Source organism: Synechococcus sp. CS-1332, from assembly GCF_025127995.1.
GTDB lineage: Bacteria > Cyanobacteriota > Cyanobacteriia > PCC-6307 > Cyanobiaceae > Cyanobium.
In genome coordinates, this window is record NZ_JAHLYP010000041.1 from 41,997 (window position 1) to 60,450 (window position 18,454).

The following is an 18,454-nucleotide window of genomic DNA, read 5'->3' on the forward strand; positions in this document are numbered from 1 at the left end:
GAGATCTCCTAGCGGTAGTCCTGGGTCTGGATCTGGCTCAGGCGGGCCTCGGGCCTGATGAAGCGGTCCATCTGGGCCTCGAAAAACTTCCGGTTGGCCATCAGGTGCTCGGGGTCGGTGTCATCGAGGGGATAGAGCAGGGCGCAGCGCAGGGCCTGGATCACCGCCGAGGTCACGTTGTACATGGAGCGCTGGAAGGTGACACCCAGCTGGTTGAGGATGTCGCCCTCGCCGCGTTTGTGCTGGGCGTAGAGCTCGGTGAGGTACGGGGGCAGGAAGTGCAGCATGTCCTGCATCAGCAGGGTGGGGGGGATCCCCGCCGAACCCACCGGGAAGACATCGGCATAGAGGATGCCGTAATGGAAATCAGCCTGCTCGGAGGGCACCTGGCCGGCCTGGGCGTTGTAGCTCTTGGTGCCCCGGAAGGGGGCGGTCCGGTAGAACACGGCTTCCACATAGGGAAGGGCCGCCTCGTAAAGCCAGGTGAACCCTTCCGATTTGGGAATGATCTCGAGGCATTCCCCACCGATGTAAACATGGTGGTAGATGGGCCGGCCCGCCACGGCGAAAATGCCGTTGACCAGGAAATCCATGGCGGCGGGCACGCCGGAGAAGCCGCCCTCGTCGTAGATGTCACTCATCTCGAAGAACACCGGCGCCATCACCTCCCAGAACAGGCCGAGGTTGGCGTAGTAGCTCATCTTGCGCACCTGCTCCAGGAACATCTCCGGGAACAGGGCGTAGAGCCCCAGCATCAGGGGATTGCCCTTGAAGTAGGCCTTGATCGCCCGATCGGCGTTGGCCTTGTAGGCGTCGCACTCCAGGTAGTCGTAGAAGCGGCCACCCATGCCCTGGTGCCAGAACATGGCATCCATGCAGGCCTCGGCGAACTCCATGTTGATGCGGTCGTGCCACAGGTGATGCAGCAGCTTCGGCATGGCCGTCGTCTCGCCCTTGGCCATGAACTCCAGCAGTTCCGGGTGGGCCTTCTCACCGCCGCGCCAGATGCGCAGCTTCGACTGCTCACCCTGGTAGGAGTTGGGCAGATCGAGGTACTCCTGGGTGGGGAAGTACTTGAAGGCGGGCAGGGGATCGAGGAACACCCGCTCGGCGATGTAGAGCAGGTCACGCCAGTAGAAATCCATCGGCACGGCGTAGGCCTTGTAGATGCCGATGATCTGCATCAGGTTCTCGGGCGTGTCCGGCAGCATCGAGCCGCCCGCCTCGAGCCGGTGGATCACTTCGGCGTAGCGATGGGTCGACGGGGGGATCAGGGGCTGACGCACGGCTTCCGGTGCGGTGGCGGTGGGGGGCGTCATGAGGGGAGCTGGCGGGGGGACGCGGAGGGGGCGATGGCCACGAGGGCGGTGAACGGTTCACGGCGCAGGGCTAGGGCCGTGGTGGTGGATTCGCTCCAGCCCACCAGCAGGCCGGGCCAGAGGCCGCCCACCAGCACCAGGGCAGCGAGAAGCACGGCCGGGAAGCGCTCGCTCCATACGGTGACGGGGTAGTCGACACGGTCGTTATCGAGACGGCCGAAGCCGACCCTGTTGAACACCCGCACCGCGTACACGGCCGTGAACCCCGAGGCGATCAGGCAGAGCAGGGTGGCCACCGGGAAGGGGGTCCAGCTGGCCTCGAACATCAGGAATTCGGGCACGAAGCCCGCCAGGCCGGGGATGCCTGCACTGGCCATCAGGGCCAGCAGGAACAAACCCAGGGTGAAGGGCAGGCCGCGGTAGGGATTCAGCAGGCCCGCCAGCTCGGGGATCTGGATGGAGCCGGTCTTGGCCTCGATCAGACCCACCAGGTGGAACAGCAGGGCCGAGATCAGACCGTGGGCCAGCAGCTGGGCCACCACCCCCTGCAGACTCAGGGGGGTGGCGGCTGCCAGGGCCACCACCAGCAGCCCCATGTGGCCGAGGGAGCCGTAGGCCACCAGGCGACGGATGTCGCTCTGGACGATGGCGTTGAGGGCGCCATAGGCCGCCGTGAGGGCGCCGACCCCGGCGATCCATGGGGACCAGAGGATCCATTCATCCGGCATGAAGCCGATGGCGAAGCGCAGCAGGCCGTACCCGCCGAGGATGGAGACCCCACCGCTGAGCAAGATCGCCACCGGACTGGAGGCCTGGCCGTAGGCCAGGGGCTGCCAGCCATGCAGGGGGACCACCGGCAGCTTGAGGCCGAAGGACAGCACCAGCAGGGCGAACACCCAGTGGCTGGATCCTGTGGGGAGCTGCATGGCGGCCAGATCGGCGAAGGCGAAGCTGAAGCCATCGCCGTTGAGCCAGCCCAGGGCCAGCACGCCGCCCAGCAGGGCCAGTCCCGAAGCAGCGCCGTACATGACGTACTGGATGGCCGCCTGGGCGCGGCGCGGGCCACCCCAGACGGCCAGCAGCAGTGTGGTGGGGATCAGCACCAGCTCGTAGGCCAGCAGGAACAGGAGCGCGTTGCGGGCCAGCACTGCCCCCATCAGGCCGACATCGGTGGCCAGCAGCAAGCTGAAGAACAGCCGCGGCCGGGCCTGGTCGGCGGGGCTGGCCAGCACGGTCACGAGAACGATCAGGGCGATCAGGACAGCCAGCGGAGCTGACAGGCCATCGAGGCCGAGGTCGAGGGCGAGGCCAATCCGCGGCAACCACACCTGGTGCAGCTCAGTGGGGGACTGGCCCAACTGGGTGAGACCAATGATCAACTGGAGCAGTGCAGTCACCAGCGCCACGCGGCGCAGCAGCACCTGGCGCTCAGGCAGCAGCGGTAAAAGCCCGGCCCCAAGGGCCGGCAGAAGCAAGAGCAGGAGGAGGGCCATCAGCGCAGCAGGGTGGAGGGCACGATCGTCAGCAGCCAGGCGGCCATCAGCACAACGCCGATCAGCAGGGTCAGGGCATAGGTCTGGGTGCGGCCGGAGGTGGTGAAGCTGAGGCGGCGGGCGCTCTGGAGAGCGGCTTCTCCAGTTGCGCCGGTGAAGCCATCCACCAGCTGCCGATCCGTCCAGGAACTCAGCCGGGCCAGGCCGAGCACCAGCGCCACCACGGAGCGCTGGTAGAAGTTCTCCGTGTTCATGTCATGGGCGAGCCAGTGCTGCAGACCGCCGAGGGCGGAAGGCAGCTGGGCCAGGGGATGGGGCCTCAGGTAAAAGACCGCCGACACCCCGCCGCCCACCAGGGTGGAGAGCAACAGGGGCACGGCCTGGGGACCCCAGCCCAGCAAGGGCGAGGCGGCGAAGACGCCGAAACGGGCCAACAGGATCGGCAGGTGCAGCACCACCCCCATCAGCACCAGGGTGGGCAGCACCATCAGCCAGAGCACCTCGGCGGAGCGGATCGTGAAGAGGCTGGGGCGCCCGCCCCAGATCAGGCCGAACACCCGCACCAGACCGGCCGCCATCAGGGCATTGGTGACCAGCACGAAACCGCCCAGCAGCAGCGGCTGGGGGCTGGAGCTGCAGAGTTCGAGCAGCTCGCGGATGGCGGCGAAGCCCCCGAAGGGCGGCAGGGCCATCAGGCCACCGGCCCCGGTCAGGAAGGCCAGGCCCACCAGCGGCCGGCGGCTCCACAGACCCCCCAGCTGGGTGAGGTCCTGGGTGACATTGCTGACGATCACTGTGCCCACGGCCATGAGCACCAGCGCCATCGGCAGGGGGTAGACCAGCAGCAGGTGACCCGCCACGGTGGGATCACCCAGGCCCACGGCGAGGAACAGCAGGCCCATCCAGCTGCTGGCCAGGAAGGACAGGGCCCGTTTGATGTCGATCTGGGCCAGGGCGATCAGCGCCCCCACCAGGGCGGTGGTGCCGCCCACCACCACCAGCACCGTGGTCACCAGGGGGCTGAGGGCCAACATGGGCTGGAGCTTCAGCAGCACCCAGGCGCCACCGGCGACCACCACCGAGTTACGCAGGACGGTGGAGGGAAGCGGACCCTCCATGGCCTCATCCAGCCAGAGGTGCAGAGGGATCTGGGCGCACTTGCCCATGGGACCGGCCACCAGGGCCAGCAGGATCAGCTCCTGGCTCAGGGGCAGGCTTCCCGGGGTCTGGGCCGCGGCCCAGGTGGCGAGGGCACCGAAGTTCCAGGTGCCGGTGACCGGCAGGATCGCCACCAGGCCAGCCAGCAGGATGAGGTCACCGATGCGCTTGGTGAGGAAGGCATCCCGCGCCCCTTTCACCACCAGCGACTGGTTGTACCAGGTGCCCACAATCAGATAGGTGCCGAGCGTGAGTAGCTCGAGGATCACATAGCTGAAGAACAGTGAATCCGTGAGCAGAAGGGCACACAGTCCGGCCTCGAAAAAGCTGAGGGAGCCGAAGAAGCGTGGCCAGCCCCAATCCATCTCCAGATAGCCGATGGCGAAGATCTGGGCCAGCACATGGACCCCGGTGACGAACAGGGTGGCGATCAGGGCCGGCTGGGTGATTGAGCCGTCGAAGCCGATCGCGAGGCCGGCGGTGTCCAGCCAGGTCCAGCCGAAGTGCAGGGGCAGGGCCTCTGGATGGGCATTGGCCGCCAGCAGGGCCAGGAGGCTGTGGGCAAACGCCACGCTGACCATGGTCAGGTTGAAGTAGCCGCAGGGGCGCGGTCCCGTCTTCCAGATGAACCCGGGCGACCAGGCCAGGGACACCAATGCCGCCAGCAAGGGGTAGAGGGGGACCAGCCAGGCCGTCTGGGCGAAGAACAGGGTCATGGCGGGAGAACAATCGGGACCGGTGATGGCCCGCGTGGTGGCGAAGACTAAGATCCCCGGCGCCGAGTGGTGGGCTTTCCGAAACGGAAAGTCCTATGGGAACTGCAAGCTTTCGTTATCAGTCAGCCGTGGTCTCCTCAGCCGTCCCCTGGGCCGTGCGACGGGAAAGGCTTCAGGCGTTGGCGCTGCGGCGGCGGCGCCAGAGCCGCCATACTTTCTCGAGTTCCAGGTAAAGGAAGAACAACAGACTGAAGCCGACACAGATGCCCAGGTCGCGGGCCGAGAGGGGCACGGTGCCAAAGAACTGCGAGAGGACGGGGACGTAGAGCAACGACAACTGCAGCAGGGTGGTGAACACCACCGCTCCCAGTAACCATGGGTTGGTGAAGGGATTCACCTGCACCAGCGGGCGGTCGCTGCGGGCCGCCAGGGCGTGACCCATCTGGGCCAGGCACAGCATCGTGAACACCATCGTCTTCCAGGGACCATCGGGCCCACCGGACCTGTAGGCCAGCACCATCATCGTGATCGTGATCACGGCGAACACCACGCCGATGCGCAGGATGTAGCTGCCGATCCCTCTGGCGAAGATCGATTCACCGGGCTCGGCGGGGGGACGTTGCATCAAGCCGGCCTCCCCGGGCTCCAGGGCCAGGGCCAGGGCGGGCACCCCATCGGTGACCAGGTTCATCCAGAGGATCTGGATGGGGCTCATCGGCACGCCCACCAGCCCCAGCAGCGGGGCCGAAGCGATCGTGATCAGTTCACCCACGTTGCTGCCGAGGATGTACTTGATGAAACGGCGGATGTTGGCGTACACCAGCCGCCCCTGCTCCACGGCGTTGACGATCGTGGCGAAGTTGTCGTCGAGCAGCACCATGTCGGAGGCCTCCTTGCTCACCTCAGTACCGGTGATGCCCATGGCCACGCCGATGTGGGCCTGCTTGAGGGCCGGGGCGTCGTTGACGCCGTCGCCGGTCATGGCCACCACCTGGCCCAGGCCCTGGAGAGCCTTGACGATGCGCAGCTTCTGCTCGGGCGGCACCCGGGCATAGACGTTGCAGCGAGCCACGATCGCGGCCAGGCCGGCGGCATCGGCCTCCTCCAGCTGCCGGCCGAGCACCACTTCGGCGCCGGCGTCGACCAGGCCGATGTTGACGCCGATGGCCCGGGCGGTGAGGGGGTGGTCGCCGGTGATCATCACCGGGCGGATGCCAGCTTCCCGGCAGCGGGCCACCGCCATGGCCACCTCGGGGCGGGCGGGATCCAGCTGGGCCATCAGCCCCAGCAGCACCTGGTGCTCCAGTTCATGCTCGGGGCTGGGGTGGTGGGGGGCGCAGGCGAAGGCGAGCACCCGCAGGCCGGAGGCGGCCAGATCCCGGGCCTGTTCCAGCCACCACTGGCGCTGGTCATCGCTGAGGGTGGCAACGCCGGAGGCGTCGAGCCAGCGATCACAGGTGCCGAGGATCACCTCGGGGGCCCCCTTGCTGATCATCAAGGTGCTGGAGCCGGCCGCCGTGTCCCCCAGGGGAGCCTGCAGGCTGCCGTCACGATCCAAGACCCACACCGCCATCAGCTGGCGCTCGGAGCTGAAGGGGATCTCGGCGTCGCGCTTGTAATGGCTGCGCATGGCGAAACCATCCAGGTCGGCCTTTGCCGCTGCCACCACCAGGGCTCCCTCGGTGGGATCGCCGAGGATTTCCCAGCGACCGTCCGGCTCCTGCTTGAGTTCGGCGTCGCTGCAGAGGACGCCAGCCTGGAGCAGCAGATTGCGGCCGCCTGGCGCCACACCGGCGGTGGCTCCGGGCGGGGGGGTGAGCTCGGTGGTGTGGAACTCGCCGTGGGGGTCGTAGCCATTGCCGCTCACCTGAAGCGCCGTGGTGCCGCTGCGCAGCTCCTGCACCACCTGGCGGTTGAGGGTGAGGGTGCCGGTCTTGTCGGTGCAGATCACCGTGACCGAACCCAGGGCCTCCACCGCCGGCAGACGCCGGATCAGGGCGGCGCGCTGCACCATCCGCTGGGTGCCGATGGCCAGGGTCACCGTGATCACCGCCGGCAGCCCCTCCGGCACGATCGCCACCGCCATCGACAGGGCCACCTCCAGAAGATCCAGCAGGCGCTGGCCCAGCAGCCAGCCCAGAAGAACCACCACGGCCACCAAGGCCAGGGCGGAGACGACCAGCACGTTGGCGAGACCGTCGAGCCGTTCCTGCAGCGGTGTGGTCTCCCCCCCCGCCGTGTTGATCATCTGGGCGATCTTGCCCAGTTCGGTGTCCATGCCCGTGGCGCTGACCACGGCCAGACCGCGGCCACGCACCACTTCGGTGCCCTGAAACACGCAGTTCTGACGCTCCAGGACGGGGGTGGAGGGTTCGAGCACCAGCATGGCCAGCTTGTTCACCGCTTCGGCCTCGCCGGTGAGGGCCGCCTCGCGCAGGCCCAGCTCGGCCACCTCCAGCAGGCGGGCATCGGCCGGTACCCGGTCGCCAGCCTCGACCCGGATCAGGTCCCCGGGCACCAGCTGTTCGCTGGGCAGCCGTTCCCAGATGCCGTCCCGACGTACGGTCACCAGGGGTTGGGCCATGTCGCGCAGGGCCTGGAGCGCCTGCTGGGCGCGGCTTTCCTGCATGTAGCCGAGAAGGGCGTTGAGGCCCACGATCAGCACGATGGCGATCGCATCCTTGGGGAAGCGCTGGGCGGCATAGGCCACACCGGCCGAGACCGCCGCCACGGCCAGGAGCATGATCAGCATCACGTTGCTGAACTGATCCCAGAGGATGCGCAGGTTGCTGCGTCCGGCCTTGAGTTCCAGCCGGTTCAGTCCCACCCTGGCCAGGCGTTCGGCGCACTGGGCCGTGCTCAGGCCGTCGGTGCTGGCCTCCAGCGCCTCGAGGCAAGCCTCAGGAGCCAGGGCGTGCCAGGGGGTCGCGGTGGTGGCGGTGTTCAACGCGGCGGTTCACGAATCGCACAAACATTAGTCACAGGATGCGGCGCTTCCGGTTAGCCGTGCACACCTTGCGGAACTGCCTCGAGGCGATTTAGCCGCCGCTCCAGCAGCATCAGGCCCACCACCGTGGTGAACGTCACCATCAGCACGAGGGAGGAGAACTGCACCGCATCGATCAGGCCCTGGTTCAGGGCGGTGGTGGCGAACACCAGCCCCGGCAGGCCACGGGGGATCAGACCGAACACCACCAGCCAGCGGTCGACCCCCGCCCGCCTGTCGTTGCGGTGGATGCCCAGGCCACAGGCCAGCTTGCTCAGCACCGCCATCACGATCAGGGCCGCCGCCAGGCTCCAGGCCGCCGGCTGCAGCAGGGTGCCGGCGCTGATGCGCATCCCCACACTGATGAAATAGAGGGGCAGGAACACCTCCGAGAGCACGGTCAGCACCCGCTGCACCTCCCCTTCCACCGGCCCCAGCCGGGCCATCAGCACCCCTCCCCAGAGGGCCCCCAGCAGGCTGGTCAGGCCGCAGGCCTCCCCCACCCAGGCCGAGCCGATCAGCAGCATCAGGATCGCCAGGGCGCTGGTGGGCCGCCGGCTGTGGTGGCGGCTCCAGTGCGCCACCGCCAGCCAGCTGAGCAGCGCCAGCAGCAGCCCCAGCAGTGGTCCGGCCCAGCCCATCCCCTGGCTACCCAGCCGCAGGCCAGCACTGGCGGTGGCGATCGCCAGCAGAGCGATGGCCGGCAGATCATCGAGGACTGACACCCCCACCAGCATCCGGCCCGAGGGGGTCTGCAGGGCTCCGCGCTGGGCCAGGAGCCGCAGGGTCACGCCGGTGCCGGTGGCACTCAGCACCGCCAGGCAAAGGAGGGTGGTGGGGGTGGAGAGACCGAAGGCGCTTTTCAGGGGCCAGAAGGCGAGCATCGGCGTCAGGAAGCTCAGCGCCACCGTGCGCAGGATCGCGGCACGGCGGGTGCTGAGCAGGTCGCCGCGCACCTCCAGCCCCACCTGGAAAAACAGGGTGAGCACCCCCAGCTCCGTCAGGCCGCTGAGGGGCTCCATCGCCTTGAACGGCACCACGGTGTTGCCGAGGACGAAGCCCATGACGAGCTCCAGAACGATCGCCGGAACCGCCAGGCGGGCCATCCAGCCTTCCGACAGGCGTGCCAGCAGCACGCCGATCAGCAGGATCAGGAGGGTGCTGAGCAGTGAAGGGTGTGCCATGGCACGAATCCGCCCAGACGGCATTCAAGCCCCCCAGCCACGTTGTGGTGCCGAAGGGATGCAGACCTAGCGTCCTAAGTCATCCAGCGGAAGAGCCGAAGTCGCATGCTCATCCTTGACAACCTGCGACGCCGGCTGATCGGCACACCCCTGCCCACCAGCGCCCACCACGAGGAGCGCTACAGCAACGCCGAGGCCCTGGCGATCCTGAGCTCCGACGCCCTCTCCTCGGTGGCCTACGCCACCCAGGAAATCGTGCTGGTGCTGGGGATGGGCGGGGCGGCGGCCCTGCCGTTCACCCTGCCGATCACGGTGCTGATCGTGGGACTGATGCTGATCGTGGCCAGCAGCTACCGGCAGACGATCAAGGCCTATCCGCTGGGGGGCGGCTCCTACCGGGTCTCGCAGCAGAATCTCGGTCAGGGCGCTGGCCTGGTGGCCGGAGCCTCCCTCTCGATCGACTATGTCCTGACGGTGGCGGTGAGCGTGGCTGCCGGTATCGCCGCCCTCACGTCCTATTTCCCTGGGCTGGCTGCGGCGCGGGTACCCCTGTGTCTGCTGGCGGTGCTGCTGGTGATGCTCGCCAATCTGCGGGGGGTCAGTTCCAGCGCCAGGTTCCTGAGCCTGCCCACCTACCTGTTCATGGGGGCCGTCGTCACCCTGCTGGTGGCAGGGTTCATCAAGATGGGGCTGGGACAGCTCCCCCCCCTGCCGCTGGCGGAGCAGCAACGGCTGCTGGCGGCGGCCCACCAGGGCAGCCAGGGTCTGCAGGCCATTGGCCCCCTGCTGTTGATGCGGGCCTTCAGCTCCGGCTGCGCCGCCCTCACCGGGATCGAGGCGATCAGCGACAGCGTCGCCGCCTTCAAGCCGGTGGAGTGGCGCAACGCCCGTCGGGTGCTGGGGGTGATGGTGTTGATGCTGGCCCTGATGTTCAGTGGCATCAGCGCCCTGGCCAGCCAGGGCGGCCTGGTGGTGCAGGACAACGGACCCACGCTGCTTTATCAGCTGGGCGATCGGATCTTCGGCGATGGGCCGCTGCTGTTCGTACTGCAGCTCGCCACGCTGCTGATTCTGCTGCTGGCCGCCAACACCGCCTACGCGGATTTCCCGCGGCTGTCGGCCTTCCTCGCCCAGGACGGATTTCTACCGCGCCAGCTTTGTTCCCTGGGCGACCGGCTGGTGTTCAGCAACGGCATCTTTGCCCTCAGCGGCCTGGCCGGCCTGCTGCTGGTGATCGTCGACGGCAGCGTCAGCCGCCTGATCCCGCTCTATGCCGTAGGGGTGTTCATCAGCTTCACCCTGTCCCAGGCGGGGATGGTGGTGCACTGGTGGAAGCTGCGGGAGCGTGGCTGGCGGTCCCGGGCGCTGATCAACGGCATCGGTGCAGCGATCACCGCCGTGGTGGCGGTAATTCTTCTGATCAGCAAGTTCACCCAGGGGGCGTGGGTGGTGGTGGTGGCGATACCGCTGCTGGTGGCGCTGTACCTCCGCATCCGCACCCACTACGACGACGTGGCCCTGCGTCTGCGCCTGGCCACCGATGGGCCCCTGCCCTTGCCGGCCGCCCCTCCCGCCGGTGGCGGCATCCCCACGGTGGTGCTGGTGGGCCAGCTGCATCGCGGCAGCCTTGAAGCCCTCTGCTTCGCCCGCAGCAACGCCAGCGAGCTCGTGGCCGTTCACGTGGATCTCGGCGGCGGTCGCGCCCAGGCCTTACGCGAGCAATGGAGTCGCCAGCTGCCGGACATCCCCCTGGAGGTGCTGGAGTCCCCCTACCGCTCCCTGGTGGATCCGGTGGTCGCCTTCGTGCGGCGCTTCGAGACGCTGCACCGCAAGCATCACGAGGCCTTCTGCATGGTGGTGTTGCCGGTGTTCGTCACCCGGCAGCGCTGGGAGAACCTGTTGCACAACCAGTCGACGATTCGCCTGCGGCAGGCCCTGCGTGAGCGCGGCACCCGGGTCGTCACTACGGTCGGCTTCTACCTCTGAACGGCTCGATGCAAGCGTTCCTCACGGTCGCCGCCACCCCGGAGGGTCTCATCACCCTGGCGGTGTTCGTGGGGGCCATGGTGCTGTTCGTCACCGGTTGGCTCGCCCCGGAGGTGACCGGTCTGCTGGCGGCGGCCCTGCTGGTCAGCTTCCAGGTGCTCAATCCCGATGAGGCGGTGCAGGGGTTCGGCAGCCCGGCCCTGATCACCCTGATGGGTCTGTTCGCCGTCTCCGCAGGGCTGTTCCGCAGCGGCGGCCTGGATCGGTTGCGGGCCCTGATCGGTTCCGATGCCGTCCGCAGCCCCAAGCGGATGATCGCCCTGATGGTGGGCGTGGTCGCCCCCATCTCCGGCTTCATCCCCAACACCCCGATCGTGGCCACCCTGCTTCCGGTGATCGAGGGCTGGTGCCACCGCCGCGGCGTCTCCCCCTCGAAGGTGCTGCTGCCCCTGTCGTTCGCCACCGTGCTGGGCGGCACCATCTCCCTGCTCGGCACCTCCACCAACCTGCTGGCCAGTGATGTGAGCCGCCAGCTGGGCTACGGCTCCCTGGAGCTGTTCAGCTTCACGGCCATCGGCATCCCCGTGTGGCTGCTGGGGGGGCTGTACATGTTGCTGGTCTCCGATCGGCTGCTGCCCGACCGCGGCAAGGGCGATGAGGACCTGCTCGGCGGCCTTACCCGCGACGGCTACCTCACGGACGTGCTGATTCCGGAGCAGTCGGGTCTGATCGGCCAGTCGCTGCACAACAGCCGCCTGCAGCGGCGTTTCGACGTCGACGTGCTGGAGCTGCACCGCGGCCAGGACAGCTTCACCGCGCCCCTGGCCGACCTGCCCCTGCAGGCTGGTGACCGCCTGCTGCTGCGCTGTAACCGCGACAACCTGCTGCGTCTCCAGCAGGAGCACACGGTGACCCTCGCCCCGATTGGCGACCAGGAGGAGGACCTGCGCGAACTGGCCGGCGAGACGACCTCCCCCCAGCGGGTGGTGGAGGTGCTGCTGCCCAACGGTTCCACCCTGGCCGGGGCGAGCGTGCGGGACATGCGCTTTCGCCAGCGCTACAACGCCACCCTGCTGGCAGTGCGGCGGGGGAACCAGGTGCTGCGCGAGCTGCTGGGCCGGGTGGTGCTGCAGGCCGGCGACGTGCTGCTGTTGCAGGCGCCGGTGGATGCCATTCGCGGCATGCAGGCCAACAACGACCTGGTGCTGCTTGACGAGCTCGAGAAGGACTTGCCCACCACCGATCGCAAGCTTGTCGCCATGGTGATCGCGGCGCTGATGATCCTGCTGCCGATGCTCAAGATCCTGCCGTTGATGGCGTCGGTGCTGCTGGCGATGGTGGCGATGGTGGCCACGGGCTGCCTGCGCTCCGGAGAATTGCTGCGCTCCATCCGCTGGGACGTGATCCTGTTGCTGGGCTCCCTGTCCTGCTTCAGCGTGGCGATGCAGAAGACCGGTCTGGCGGAGGCCCTGGCCACCGATCTGCTGCGCTCCCTCCAGGGCTGGCCCGCCTATGGGGTACTGCTCGTGGTGTTCGTGCTGGGACAGGTCTTCACCGAAGCCCTCAGCAACGGCACCACCGTGGTGCTGCTGATCCCGATCGCCACCGAACTGGCCAAGGGGCTGGCGATGCCGCCGATGGCCTTCATCTTCGCGATCACCTTCGCCGCTAGCCAGAGCTTCCTCACCCCGATCGGCTACCAGACCAACCTGATGGTGTTCGGCCCCGGCCGCTATCGCTTTCTGGACATGGCCCGCTACGGGGCGCCCCTCACATTCGGGCTGGCGCTTGTGGTGCCCTGGCTGATCTGCCGGCACTTCGGCCTGTAGCTCCTGCAGGCACCGGCGGGTTCAGGGCGTGCGCCGCAGGCCACCCCGTTGCCGCAGTGAATCGCCTAGGGAGAGCAGCAGCATCCCGATGCCGATCAGGCCCGTGAACCATTCAGGCAGATGGAGATCGTGCTGGGCCAGCACGATGCTGGACAGCATCAGAACCCCAAGGGCGCCGATGGCGTAATGGGCGCCATGCTCCAGGAACACCAGCTGATCGAGTGCCTTCTCCCGGCTCAGCATCAGGGTGAGGGAGCGGATGAAAAGGGCTCCGAGCCCCAGGCCGGTGAGGATCAGGCCCAGGTTCTGGGTGATAGCGAAGGCCCCGATGGTGCCATCGAGGCTGAAGGAGGCATCGAGAAGCTCCAGATAGAGCAGGCTGGCCAGCCCCCCCCCTGCGGCCAGCCGCAACCCCGCCTGCTCCTCATCACCGAAGGCCTCGGCCAGGGAGGTGCTCAGCAGCTGCAGCACCAGGCCGATCACGCCGCTGATCATCACCTCGGCCCGCAGGCCCGCAGGCAGAACGGCGACGAGCAGCAGCAGCAGGATGAGGGCGAGGGCCACTTCCAGTGACTCCACCCGTCCGGCGGCGCTGAGGCGGCGTTCCAGGGGGCGGAACCAATGAAGGGTCTTGGCTTCGTCGAAGAAATAGCGCAGAAACACCATCAGCAGAAACAGTCCGCCGAAGGCGAGGATTCTGGGTTCCGCCAGCTCCAGCAGCTCCCGGTAGCGCTGCGGGTGGTGCAGGGCCGCATCGAGGGCGGTGCCCATGCCGACGCCACCGGCCAGGGACACCATCACCAGGGGGCCCGCAAAGCGAACGCCGAAGACGGGAATCACCAAGCCCCAGGTGAGAAAGAAGCGCTGCTGACCGGGGGTGAGTCGATCGAGCACCCTGGCGTTCACCACCGCATTGTCGAAGGAGAGTGAGATCTCCAGAAGCAGGAGCACCAGGGTGATCCAGGCCGCCTCCAGGCCATGCAGGCCGAGCACGATCGCGAGCCCCCCGGCGCAGCACGCCAGGGGCACCAGCAGATAGCGCAGATATCGCATCAAGGGGGGCTCTCTTCTGCCTCATCTTCCAGCTGACGCGCCTCGAAGCGGGCCACCAGCTTCGGCACCACCAGCACGATCACCAGCAACACCAGGGCGCCGAGGCCGAACTCGACGACGCCCTTCACCATCTGATCGAAGGGGATCCAACGTCCGCCGAGCCAGGCCAGGCCCACCATCGTCGAGGCCCAGAGCACGGCCCCGAGCATGTTGAACAGCAGGAAACGGCGGTAGGGCATGCGCACCGCCCCGGCGATCGGGCCGGCGAGCACCCGCAGCACCGCCACGAACCTCCCCAGCAGCACCGACTTGCCGGCGTGGCGCAGGAAGCGTTCTCGCAGGGCCTCCATCTGCTCCGGACTGCGGCCCAGCAGCCGTCCCGCCCGCAGCAGCAGCCCCCAGCCCGCCCGGCGGCCCACCCAGTAGCCGAGGTTGTCCCCCAGGATCGCCCCGCCGGCCGCCGCCCCCATCACCCCGAGCACCTGCAGCTGGCCGCTGCCGGCCGCATAGCCCGCCAGCAGGGTGACGGTCTCGCCGGGCAGGGGCACGCCAGCGTTCTCCAGCAGCATGGCGCCGAACACCACCCAGTACCCCCAGTCGTGGAGGAGGGATTCCAGGGTGGTGAGGCTGATGGTCCCGTCGAACACGGCCAGGGGCCAGGCCATCGCAAGGTGGAAGGAAGGCAGACCCTATCTCCCTGGCCAGGCCAGTGTTCCGGTCCAGAGCCAGCGGCGGCGGCGCAGTCGGTTGGGGTGGGGCCCCGGCCAGGTGAAGCGGGGCAGGTCCAGGGCCGGCGTCGAGGCGGTGAGCAGGGCCCCGTCGACGGTGGCCACCTGGCAGAAATGGCGTCCGCAGATCTGGGCGTCGCCGGGCAGATGGCTGTTGAAGGGATAGGAGAACGCCTGGGGCGCCTCCCCCAGGACCCGGCTGAGCACGGCGCTGGATTGATCCAGTTCCTGCTCGAACTCCGCCGCGCTGATGGAGCACCGGGGGACGTGGTGGTGGCCGTGGCTACCCAGCTCGTGGCCGGCGTCCCGGGCCCGGCGCAGGTGGGACTCGTTGGGGTAAAGGCGATCGGCCGCTGAGGCCAGCTCGCCGGCCGTGCCCCAGCGCTCCGCCATCTGTGCGAGCAGCTCCCGCACCTCGGCCATGGGGGTGGTGTCCCGCAGCCGGGCGATCAGGGCCGCGCCCTCCAGTTCGGCCGGCAAAGCCAGGCGCTGCTGGGCCAGAGCCGCCAGCTGGGGCGCCAGGACGGGGTGGGCGCCATACCAATAGAGGGCATGCTCCCAGACCAGCCCCCCGCCGGAGAGCATCCCGGAGGACTGGAAGAACACGGCAGGCAGGCCCAGCCCTTCGAGCACCTCCAGCCCCTCTTCGTAGTTGCTGCGCAGGCCGTCATCGAAGCTGACGATCACAGCAAACTCCTCGGCGGCGGGAAAGCGGCCCGCCCGCAGATCGGCGTAGGTGAGGAAGCGGGCGCCGCGGCGCTGCAGGAAGGCCAGTTCCGCGGCCAGCGCGGCAGGGGGGATCGGTGGCACCCCGAAGCGGTCCAGGAAGGGCACCCGGCCCGGCTGGTCCACCCGGTGATACAGCAGACACAGCACCTTCCCCCGCAGGCGCCGGCGCCAGAAGCGATCCAGCGGCGGCAGGAACAGCAGGTCCGCTGCCCGGTTGGCGAGGCGCCCCAGGCGACTCATGGCTGCTCCCCCCGCACCACCCGCACGGCCCCATCGCGGCGTACCTGGTCGGCCAGGTAGGCCCGCACCAGGCCCCGGGCGATGCGGCGGTTGGCCATCAGCCGCTGCCAGGGCTCGTACACGTAGCCGGTGCGCCGCAGGAACAGCTTGCCCTGCTCCCACTGGGGCACCCGGGGGGCGGTGCCGGCTTCAAGCCGGCGGGCCGCCTCGATCAGCAGCTCGATGCCCACCTGGAAGCTGCGCACGTCGATGGTCTCGACGTCGTCGTCAGGCTCCATCGGCACGTGGGCCGACAGGATGATGTCGCCGCTGTCGATGCCGGGGTCGATGTGGTGCACCGTGACCCCCACCAGCTCCGGGTGACCCTCCATGAGCATGTAGAGGTTGCAGTTGGCCCCCCGGGAATAGGGCGACAGACCGGTGTGCAGGTTGATGAGGCCGTGGCGGATCGAGGGGATCAGCTCCAGCACCGGCGCCCGCAGCAGCTGGGTGCCGTTGACCAGCACGATGTCGGCGGCGACCTGGCGCAGGAAGCTGGCGGTGCGCTCCTCGTTGATGGCGGCGGTGACCAGCAGCGGCACCCCCTCCGGCAGCTCGGGCGGGGCGCCGTTGTGGTGGAACAGCTGCCGTTGCAGGGCCGCGCCGCGGCGGTCGTGGGGCCGCAGCAGGACCCGGGCGATCAGCTGGCGCAGCAGCCGCAGGGGCCGGCGGTACTTCGCCAGCCGGGAGAGCGCTCCGCGGCTGGCCGGTGGCGACACCTGCAGGACCACGCCCACCAGGGTGAACTCCTCGGCCGCCCGCCGCACCAGGTGGCGCTGGTAGAGGCCGTCGCAGCAGAGCACGGCCACCCGCAGGGAGCTCATGGCCATGGATTCGCCGCATGCAGAACCATCAGCGGATGGTACGGACGTGGCGCTTCGAAGGCGTCACAGTGGGACCGATCCAGAGCCGCCCATGGCTGTCCGCGACGTCCTGACGATCGGAGACCCCCGCCTGCGGCTGGTGAGCGCGCCGGTGCAGCGGTTTGACGACCCCGCCCTGCCGGCCCTGCTGCAGGATCTGCGCGACACCATGGCCGCCACCAACGGCGCCGGCCTGGCGGCCCCCCAGATCAGCGTGCCCCTGCGGGTCGTGATCTTCGGCCTCACCCACAACCCCCGCTACCCGGAGGCCGCGCCCATCCCGGAGACGGTGCTGATCAATCCGGAGCTCACCCCCCTCGGTGAGGAGATCGACGACGGCGCCTGGGAGGGCTGTTTGAGCGTGCCGGGCTGGCGGGCCCTGGTGCCCCGCTGGCGCTGTCTGCACTACCGGGCCTTTGACCCCGCCGGGCGTCCCTTTGAGCGGCAGGTGGAGGGCTTCCATGCCCGGGTGGTCCAGCACGAGTGCGACCACCTCGATGGCGTGCTGTTTCCGGATCGGATGCCGGCGGGGTTACCCCGTGGCTGAACTCTCCGGAGCCTCCCCCCGCTGGTGGGTGCGCGGAGACCTGGACGGCTTCCTGGGCCTCGGCCTCGACAACCTCATCCAGATCCTGCTGATTGTGGGTCTCTGCCGCGGCGTTTTGGGCTACCCCGATGAGCTGATCTTCGCCACGATCCTGCCGGCCACCGGCGTCAGCCTGGTGGTGGGCAACGTGGCCTATGCCGTCCAGGCCCACCGCCTGGGCCGGCGCGAGGGACGCGATGACCGCACCGCCCTGCCCTACGGCATCAACACGGTCAGCCTGTTCGCCTATGTGTTTCTGGTGATGCTGCCGGTGAAGCTGGCGGCCACCGGCCAGGGCCTGGATCCCCAGGAGGCCGCCTTGCTGTCCTGGCGCGCCGGCCTGCTGGCCTGCCTGGGATCGGGGCTGATCGAAGCGGGCGGCGCCTTCCTGGTGGCCCCCCTGCGGCACTGGCTGCCCCGGGCGGCCCTGCTCTCCACCCTGGCCGGCATTGCCCTCGGTTACATCGGGCTGGGGTTTCTGCTGCGCACCTACGCCGTACCCGTGGTGGGGCTGGCGGTGCTGGCGGTGATCCTGCTGGCCTACTTCGGCCAGGCCCGGCTGCCCCTGCCGGGCGGCGTGCTGGCGGTGCTGGTGGGCATCGCCCTGGCGGCGGCCACGGGCCTGCTGCGGCTGGATGGCCCCACCTGGCAGACCAACCTCGCCCAGGTGGGGCTGCACCTGCCCGTGCCCCAGGTCGGCGCCCTCTGGGCCGGCCGCGATGCGCTGTTGCCCTGGTTGGGGGTCACCGTGCCCATGGGTCTGTTCAACCTGCTGGGGTCGCTGCAGAACCTGGAGAGCGCCGAGGCGGCGGGCGATGCCTACCCGGTGAAAAGCTCCCTGCTGATCAACGGCATCGGCACGGTGGCTGCCGCCCTGCTGGGGTCCTGCTTCCCCACCACCATCTACATCGGCCACCCCGGTTGGAAGGGCATGGGTGCCCGCATCGGCTACTCCTGGCTCAACGGCCTGGTGATGGGCCTGGGTTGCTTGCTGGGGCTGTTCGGCGTGGTGGGCCAGCTGGTGCCGATCGAGGCCGGCATGGCGATCGTGCTCTACATCGCCCTGGTGATGGCGGCCCAGGCCTTCCAGGCCACCCCCCCGGCCCATGCCCCCGCCGTCGCCCTGGGGCTGCTGCCCGGCCTGGCCGGCTGGGGCTCCCTGATGCTGAAGGCGGGGCTGCGGGCCGGAGGCAGCGGCACCCCGGCCAACCCCTTCGGTCCCCAGCTGCTGCTGCCGCTGCAGCAGGCGGACGTGTGGGCTGCGGGCGCCTTTGCCCTCGAACAGGGCCAGATCCTGGCGGCGATGCTGCTGGCCGCGATGCTCGTGTACGTGATCGAGCAGCGCTTCCGCGCCGCCGCCGCCTGCGCCCTGGTGGCGGCGGCCGCCTCCTGGCTGGGCCTGATCCACGCCTGGAGCTTCACCCTGGCCGACACGGTTCTCGACCCCGGCTGGGGCAGCGGCACCCCCTGGGCCCTGGGCTATCTGGCGATGGCGGTGGTCTTCCTGCTGGGGCGACGGCCCCGCTGAAGCCGACGCCAACGGGC

General features: G+C 68.9%; 13 protein-coding genes. 4 read left to right on the forward strand and 9 right to left on the reverse strand.

Annotation, left to right across the window (positions count from 1 at the left end; all coding sequences use genetic code 11):
- Positions 1 to 8: 8 nt before the first annotated feature.
- The 5 genes from KQ305_RS09385 to KQ305_RS09405 all read right to left on the reverse strand — a co-directional run bounded on the left by KQ305_RS09385 (position 9) and on the right by KQ305_RS09405 (position 8,856).
- Positions 9 to 1,319: a CO2 hydration protein gene (locus KQ305_RS09385; RefSeq protein ID WP_259725147.1), complete on the reverse strand. Its 1,311-nt coding sequence runs from the start codon at positions 1,317 to 1,319 to the stop codon at positions 9 to 11.
- Positions 1,316 to 2,812, reverse strand: coding sequence for an NADH-quinone oxidoreductase subunit M (locus KQ305_RS09390; protein ID WP_259725148.1), 1,497 nt, complete (start codon positions 2,810 to 2,812; stop codon positions 1,316 to 1,318). The genes KQ305_RS09385 and KQ305_RS09390 overlap by 4 nt, the downstream gene beginning before the upstream one ends.
- Positions 2,812 to 4,686 (reverse strand): NAD(P)H-quinone oxidoreductase subunit F, encoded by a 1,875-nt coding sequence (locus KQ305_RS09395; protein ID WP_259725149.1) that lies wholly within the window; start codon positions 4,684 to 4,686, stop codon positions 2,812 to 2,814. The genes KQ305_RS09390 and KQ305_RS09395 overlap by 1 nt, the downstream gene beginning before the upstream one ends.
- A 172-nt stretch (positions 4,687 to 4,858) precedes the next feature.
- Entirely contained in the window at positions 4,859 to 7,633 is a 2,775-nt protein-coding gene (locus tag KQ305_RS09400; protein ID WP_259725150.1) for a cation-transporting P-type ATPase, read from the reverse strand.
- A 53-nt stretch (positions 7,634 to 7,686) separates the two neighbouring features.
- Complete coding sequence (locus KQ305_RS09405; RefSeq protein ID WP_259725151.1) at positions 7,687 to 8,856, reverse strand: cation:proton antiporter; 1,170 nt, start codon at positions 8,854 to 8,856, stop codon at positions 7,687 to 7,689.
- 105 nt (positions 8,857 to 8,961) lie between these two features.
- On the opposite strand from KQ305_RS09405, the gene KQ305_RS09410 reads away from it, so the two are divergent.
- Entirely contained in the window at positions 8,962 to 10,842 is a 1,881-nt protein-coding gene (locus tag KQ305_RS09410; RefSeq protein WP_259725152.1) for an APC family permease, read from the forward strand.
- A gap of 8 nt (positions 10,843 to 10,850) precedes the next feature.
- Entirely contained in the window at positions 10,851 to 12,671 is a 1,821-nt protein-coding gene (locus KQ305_RS09415; RefSeq protein WP_259725153.1) for an SLC13 family permease, read from the forward strand.
- A 21-nt stretch (positions 12,672 to 12,692) separates the two neighbouring features.
- Here KQ305_RS09415 and KQ305_RS09420 read toward each other — a convergent pair whose 3' ends face one another.
- From KQ305_RS09420 to KQ305_RS09435, 4 genes are read right to left on the reverse strand one after another with little or no spacing between them, the layout of a single operon-like run.
- Positions 12,693 to 13,724, reverse strand: a complete 1,032-nt coding sequence (locus tag KQ305_RS09420) for a DUF475 domain-containing protein (protein WP_259725154.1) — start codon at positions 13,722 to 13,724, stop codon at positions 12,693 to 12,695.
- Positions 13,724 to 14,389: a DedA family protein gene (locus KQ305_RS09425; protein WP_259725155.1), complete on the reverse strand. Its 666-nt coding sequence runs from the start codon at positions 14,387 to 14,389 to the stop codon at positions 13,724 to 13,726. The genes KQ305_RS09420 and KQ305_RS09425 overlap by 1 nt, the downstream gene beginning before the upstream one ends.
- 24 nt (positions 14,390 to 14,413) lie before the next feature.
- Positions 14,414 to 15,421, reverse strand: coding sequence for a polysaccharide deacetylase family protein (locus KQ305_RS09430; protein WP_259725156.1), 1,008 nt, complete (start codon positions 15,419 to 15,421; stop codon positions 14,414 to 14,416).
- Entirely contained in the window at positions 15,418 to 16,290 is an 873-nt protein-coding gene (locus tag KQ305_RS09435; RefSeq protein WP_259725157.1) for a formyl transferase, read from the reverse strand. The genes KQ305_RS09430 and KQ305_RS09435 overlap by 4 nt, the downstream gene beginning before the upstream one ends.
- Before the next feature lie 85 nt (positions 16,291 to 16,375).
- On the opposite strand from KQ305_RS09435, the gene def reads away from it, so the two are divergent.
- Together def and KQ305_RS09445 are read left to right on the forward strand one after the other, a co-directional pair.
- On the forward strand, positions 16,376 to 16,870 hold the full coding sequence (def, locus tag KQ305_RS09440) for a peptide deformylase (RefSeq protein WP_259725158.1): 495 nt from the start codon (positions 16,376 to 16,378) through the stop codon (positions 16,868 to 16,870).
- Positions 16,821 to 18,437, forward strand: coding sequence for an NCS2 family permease (locus KQ305_RS09445; RefSeq protein WP_259725159.1), 1,617 nt, complete (start codon positions 16,821 to 16,823; stop codon positions 18,435 to 18,437). Before def ends, KQ305_RS09445 begins: the two co-directional genes overlap by 50 nt.
- The last annotated feature ends 17 nt before the right edge of the window (positions 18,438 to 18,454 follow it).

Coding starts and splice junctions, on each gene's coding strand:
- KQ305_RS09385 (WP_259725147.1), bottom strand. CDS start 1,319: ATGACGCCCCCCACCGCCACCGCACCGGAAGCCGTGCGTCAGCCCCTG.
- KQ305_RS09390 (WP_259725148.1), bottom strand. CDS start 2,812: ATGGCCCTCCTCCTGCTCTTGCTTCTGCCGGCCCTTGGGGCCGGGCTT.
- KQ305_RS09395 (WP_259725149.1), bottom strand. CDS start 4,686: ATGACCCTGTTCTTCGCCCAGACGGCCTGGCTGGTCCCCCTCTACCCC.
- KQ305_RS09405 (WP_259725151.1), bottom strand. CDS start 8,856: ATGGCACACCCTTCACTGCTCAGCACCCTCCTGATCCTGCTGATCGGC.
- KQ305_RS09410 (WP_259725152.1), top strand. CDS start 8,962: ATGCTCATCCTTGACAACCTGCGACGCCGGCTGATCGGCACACCCCTG.
- KQ305_RS09415 (WP_259725153.1), top strand. CDS start 10,851: ATGCAAGCGTTCCTCACGGTCGCCGCCACCCCGGAGGGTCTCATCACC.
- KQ305_RS09420 (WP_259725154.1), bottom strand. CDS start 13,724: ATGCGATATCTGCGCTATCTGCTGGTGCCCCTGGCGTGCTGCGCCGGG.
- KQ305_RS09425 (WP_259725155.1), bottom strand. CDS start 14,389: ATGGCCTGGCCCCTGGCCGTGTTCGACGGGACCATCAGCCTCACCACC.
- KQ305_RS09430 (WP_259725156.1), bottom strand. CDS start 15,421: ATGAGTCGCCTGGGGCGCCTCGCCAACCGGGCAGCGGACCTGCTGTTC.
- KQ305_RS09435 (WP_259725157.1), bottom strand. CDS start 16,290: ATGGCCATGAGCTCCCTGCGGGTGGCCGTGCTCTGCTGCGACGGCCTC.
- def (WP_259725158.1), top strand. CDS start 16,376: ATGGCTGTCCGCGACGTCCTGACGATCGGAGACCCCCGCCTGCGGCTG.
- KQ305_RS09445 (WP_259725159.1), top strand. CDS start 16,821: ATGGCGTGCTGTTTCCGGATCGGATGCCGGCGGGGTTACCCCGTGGCT.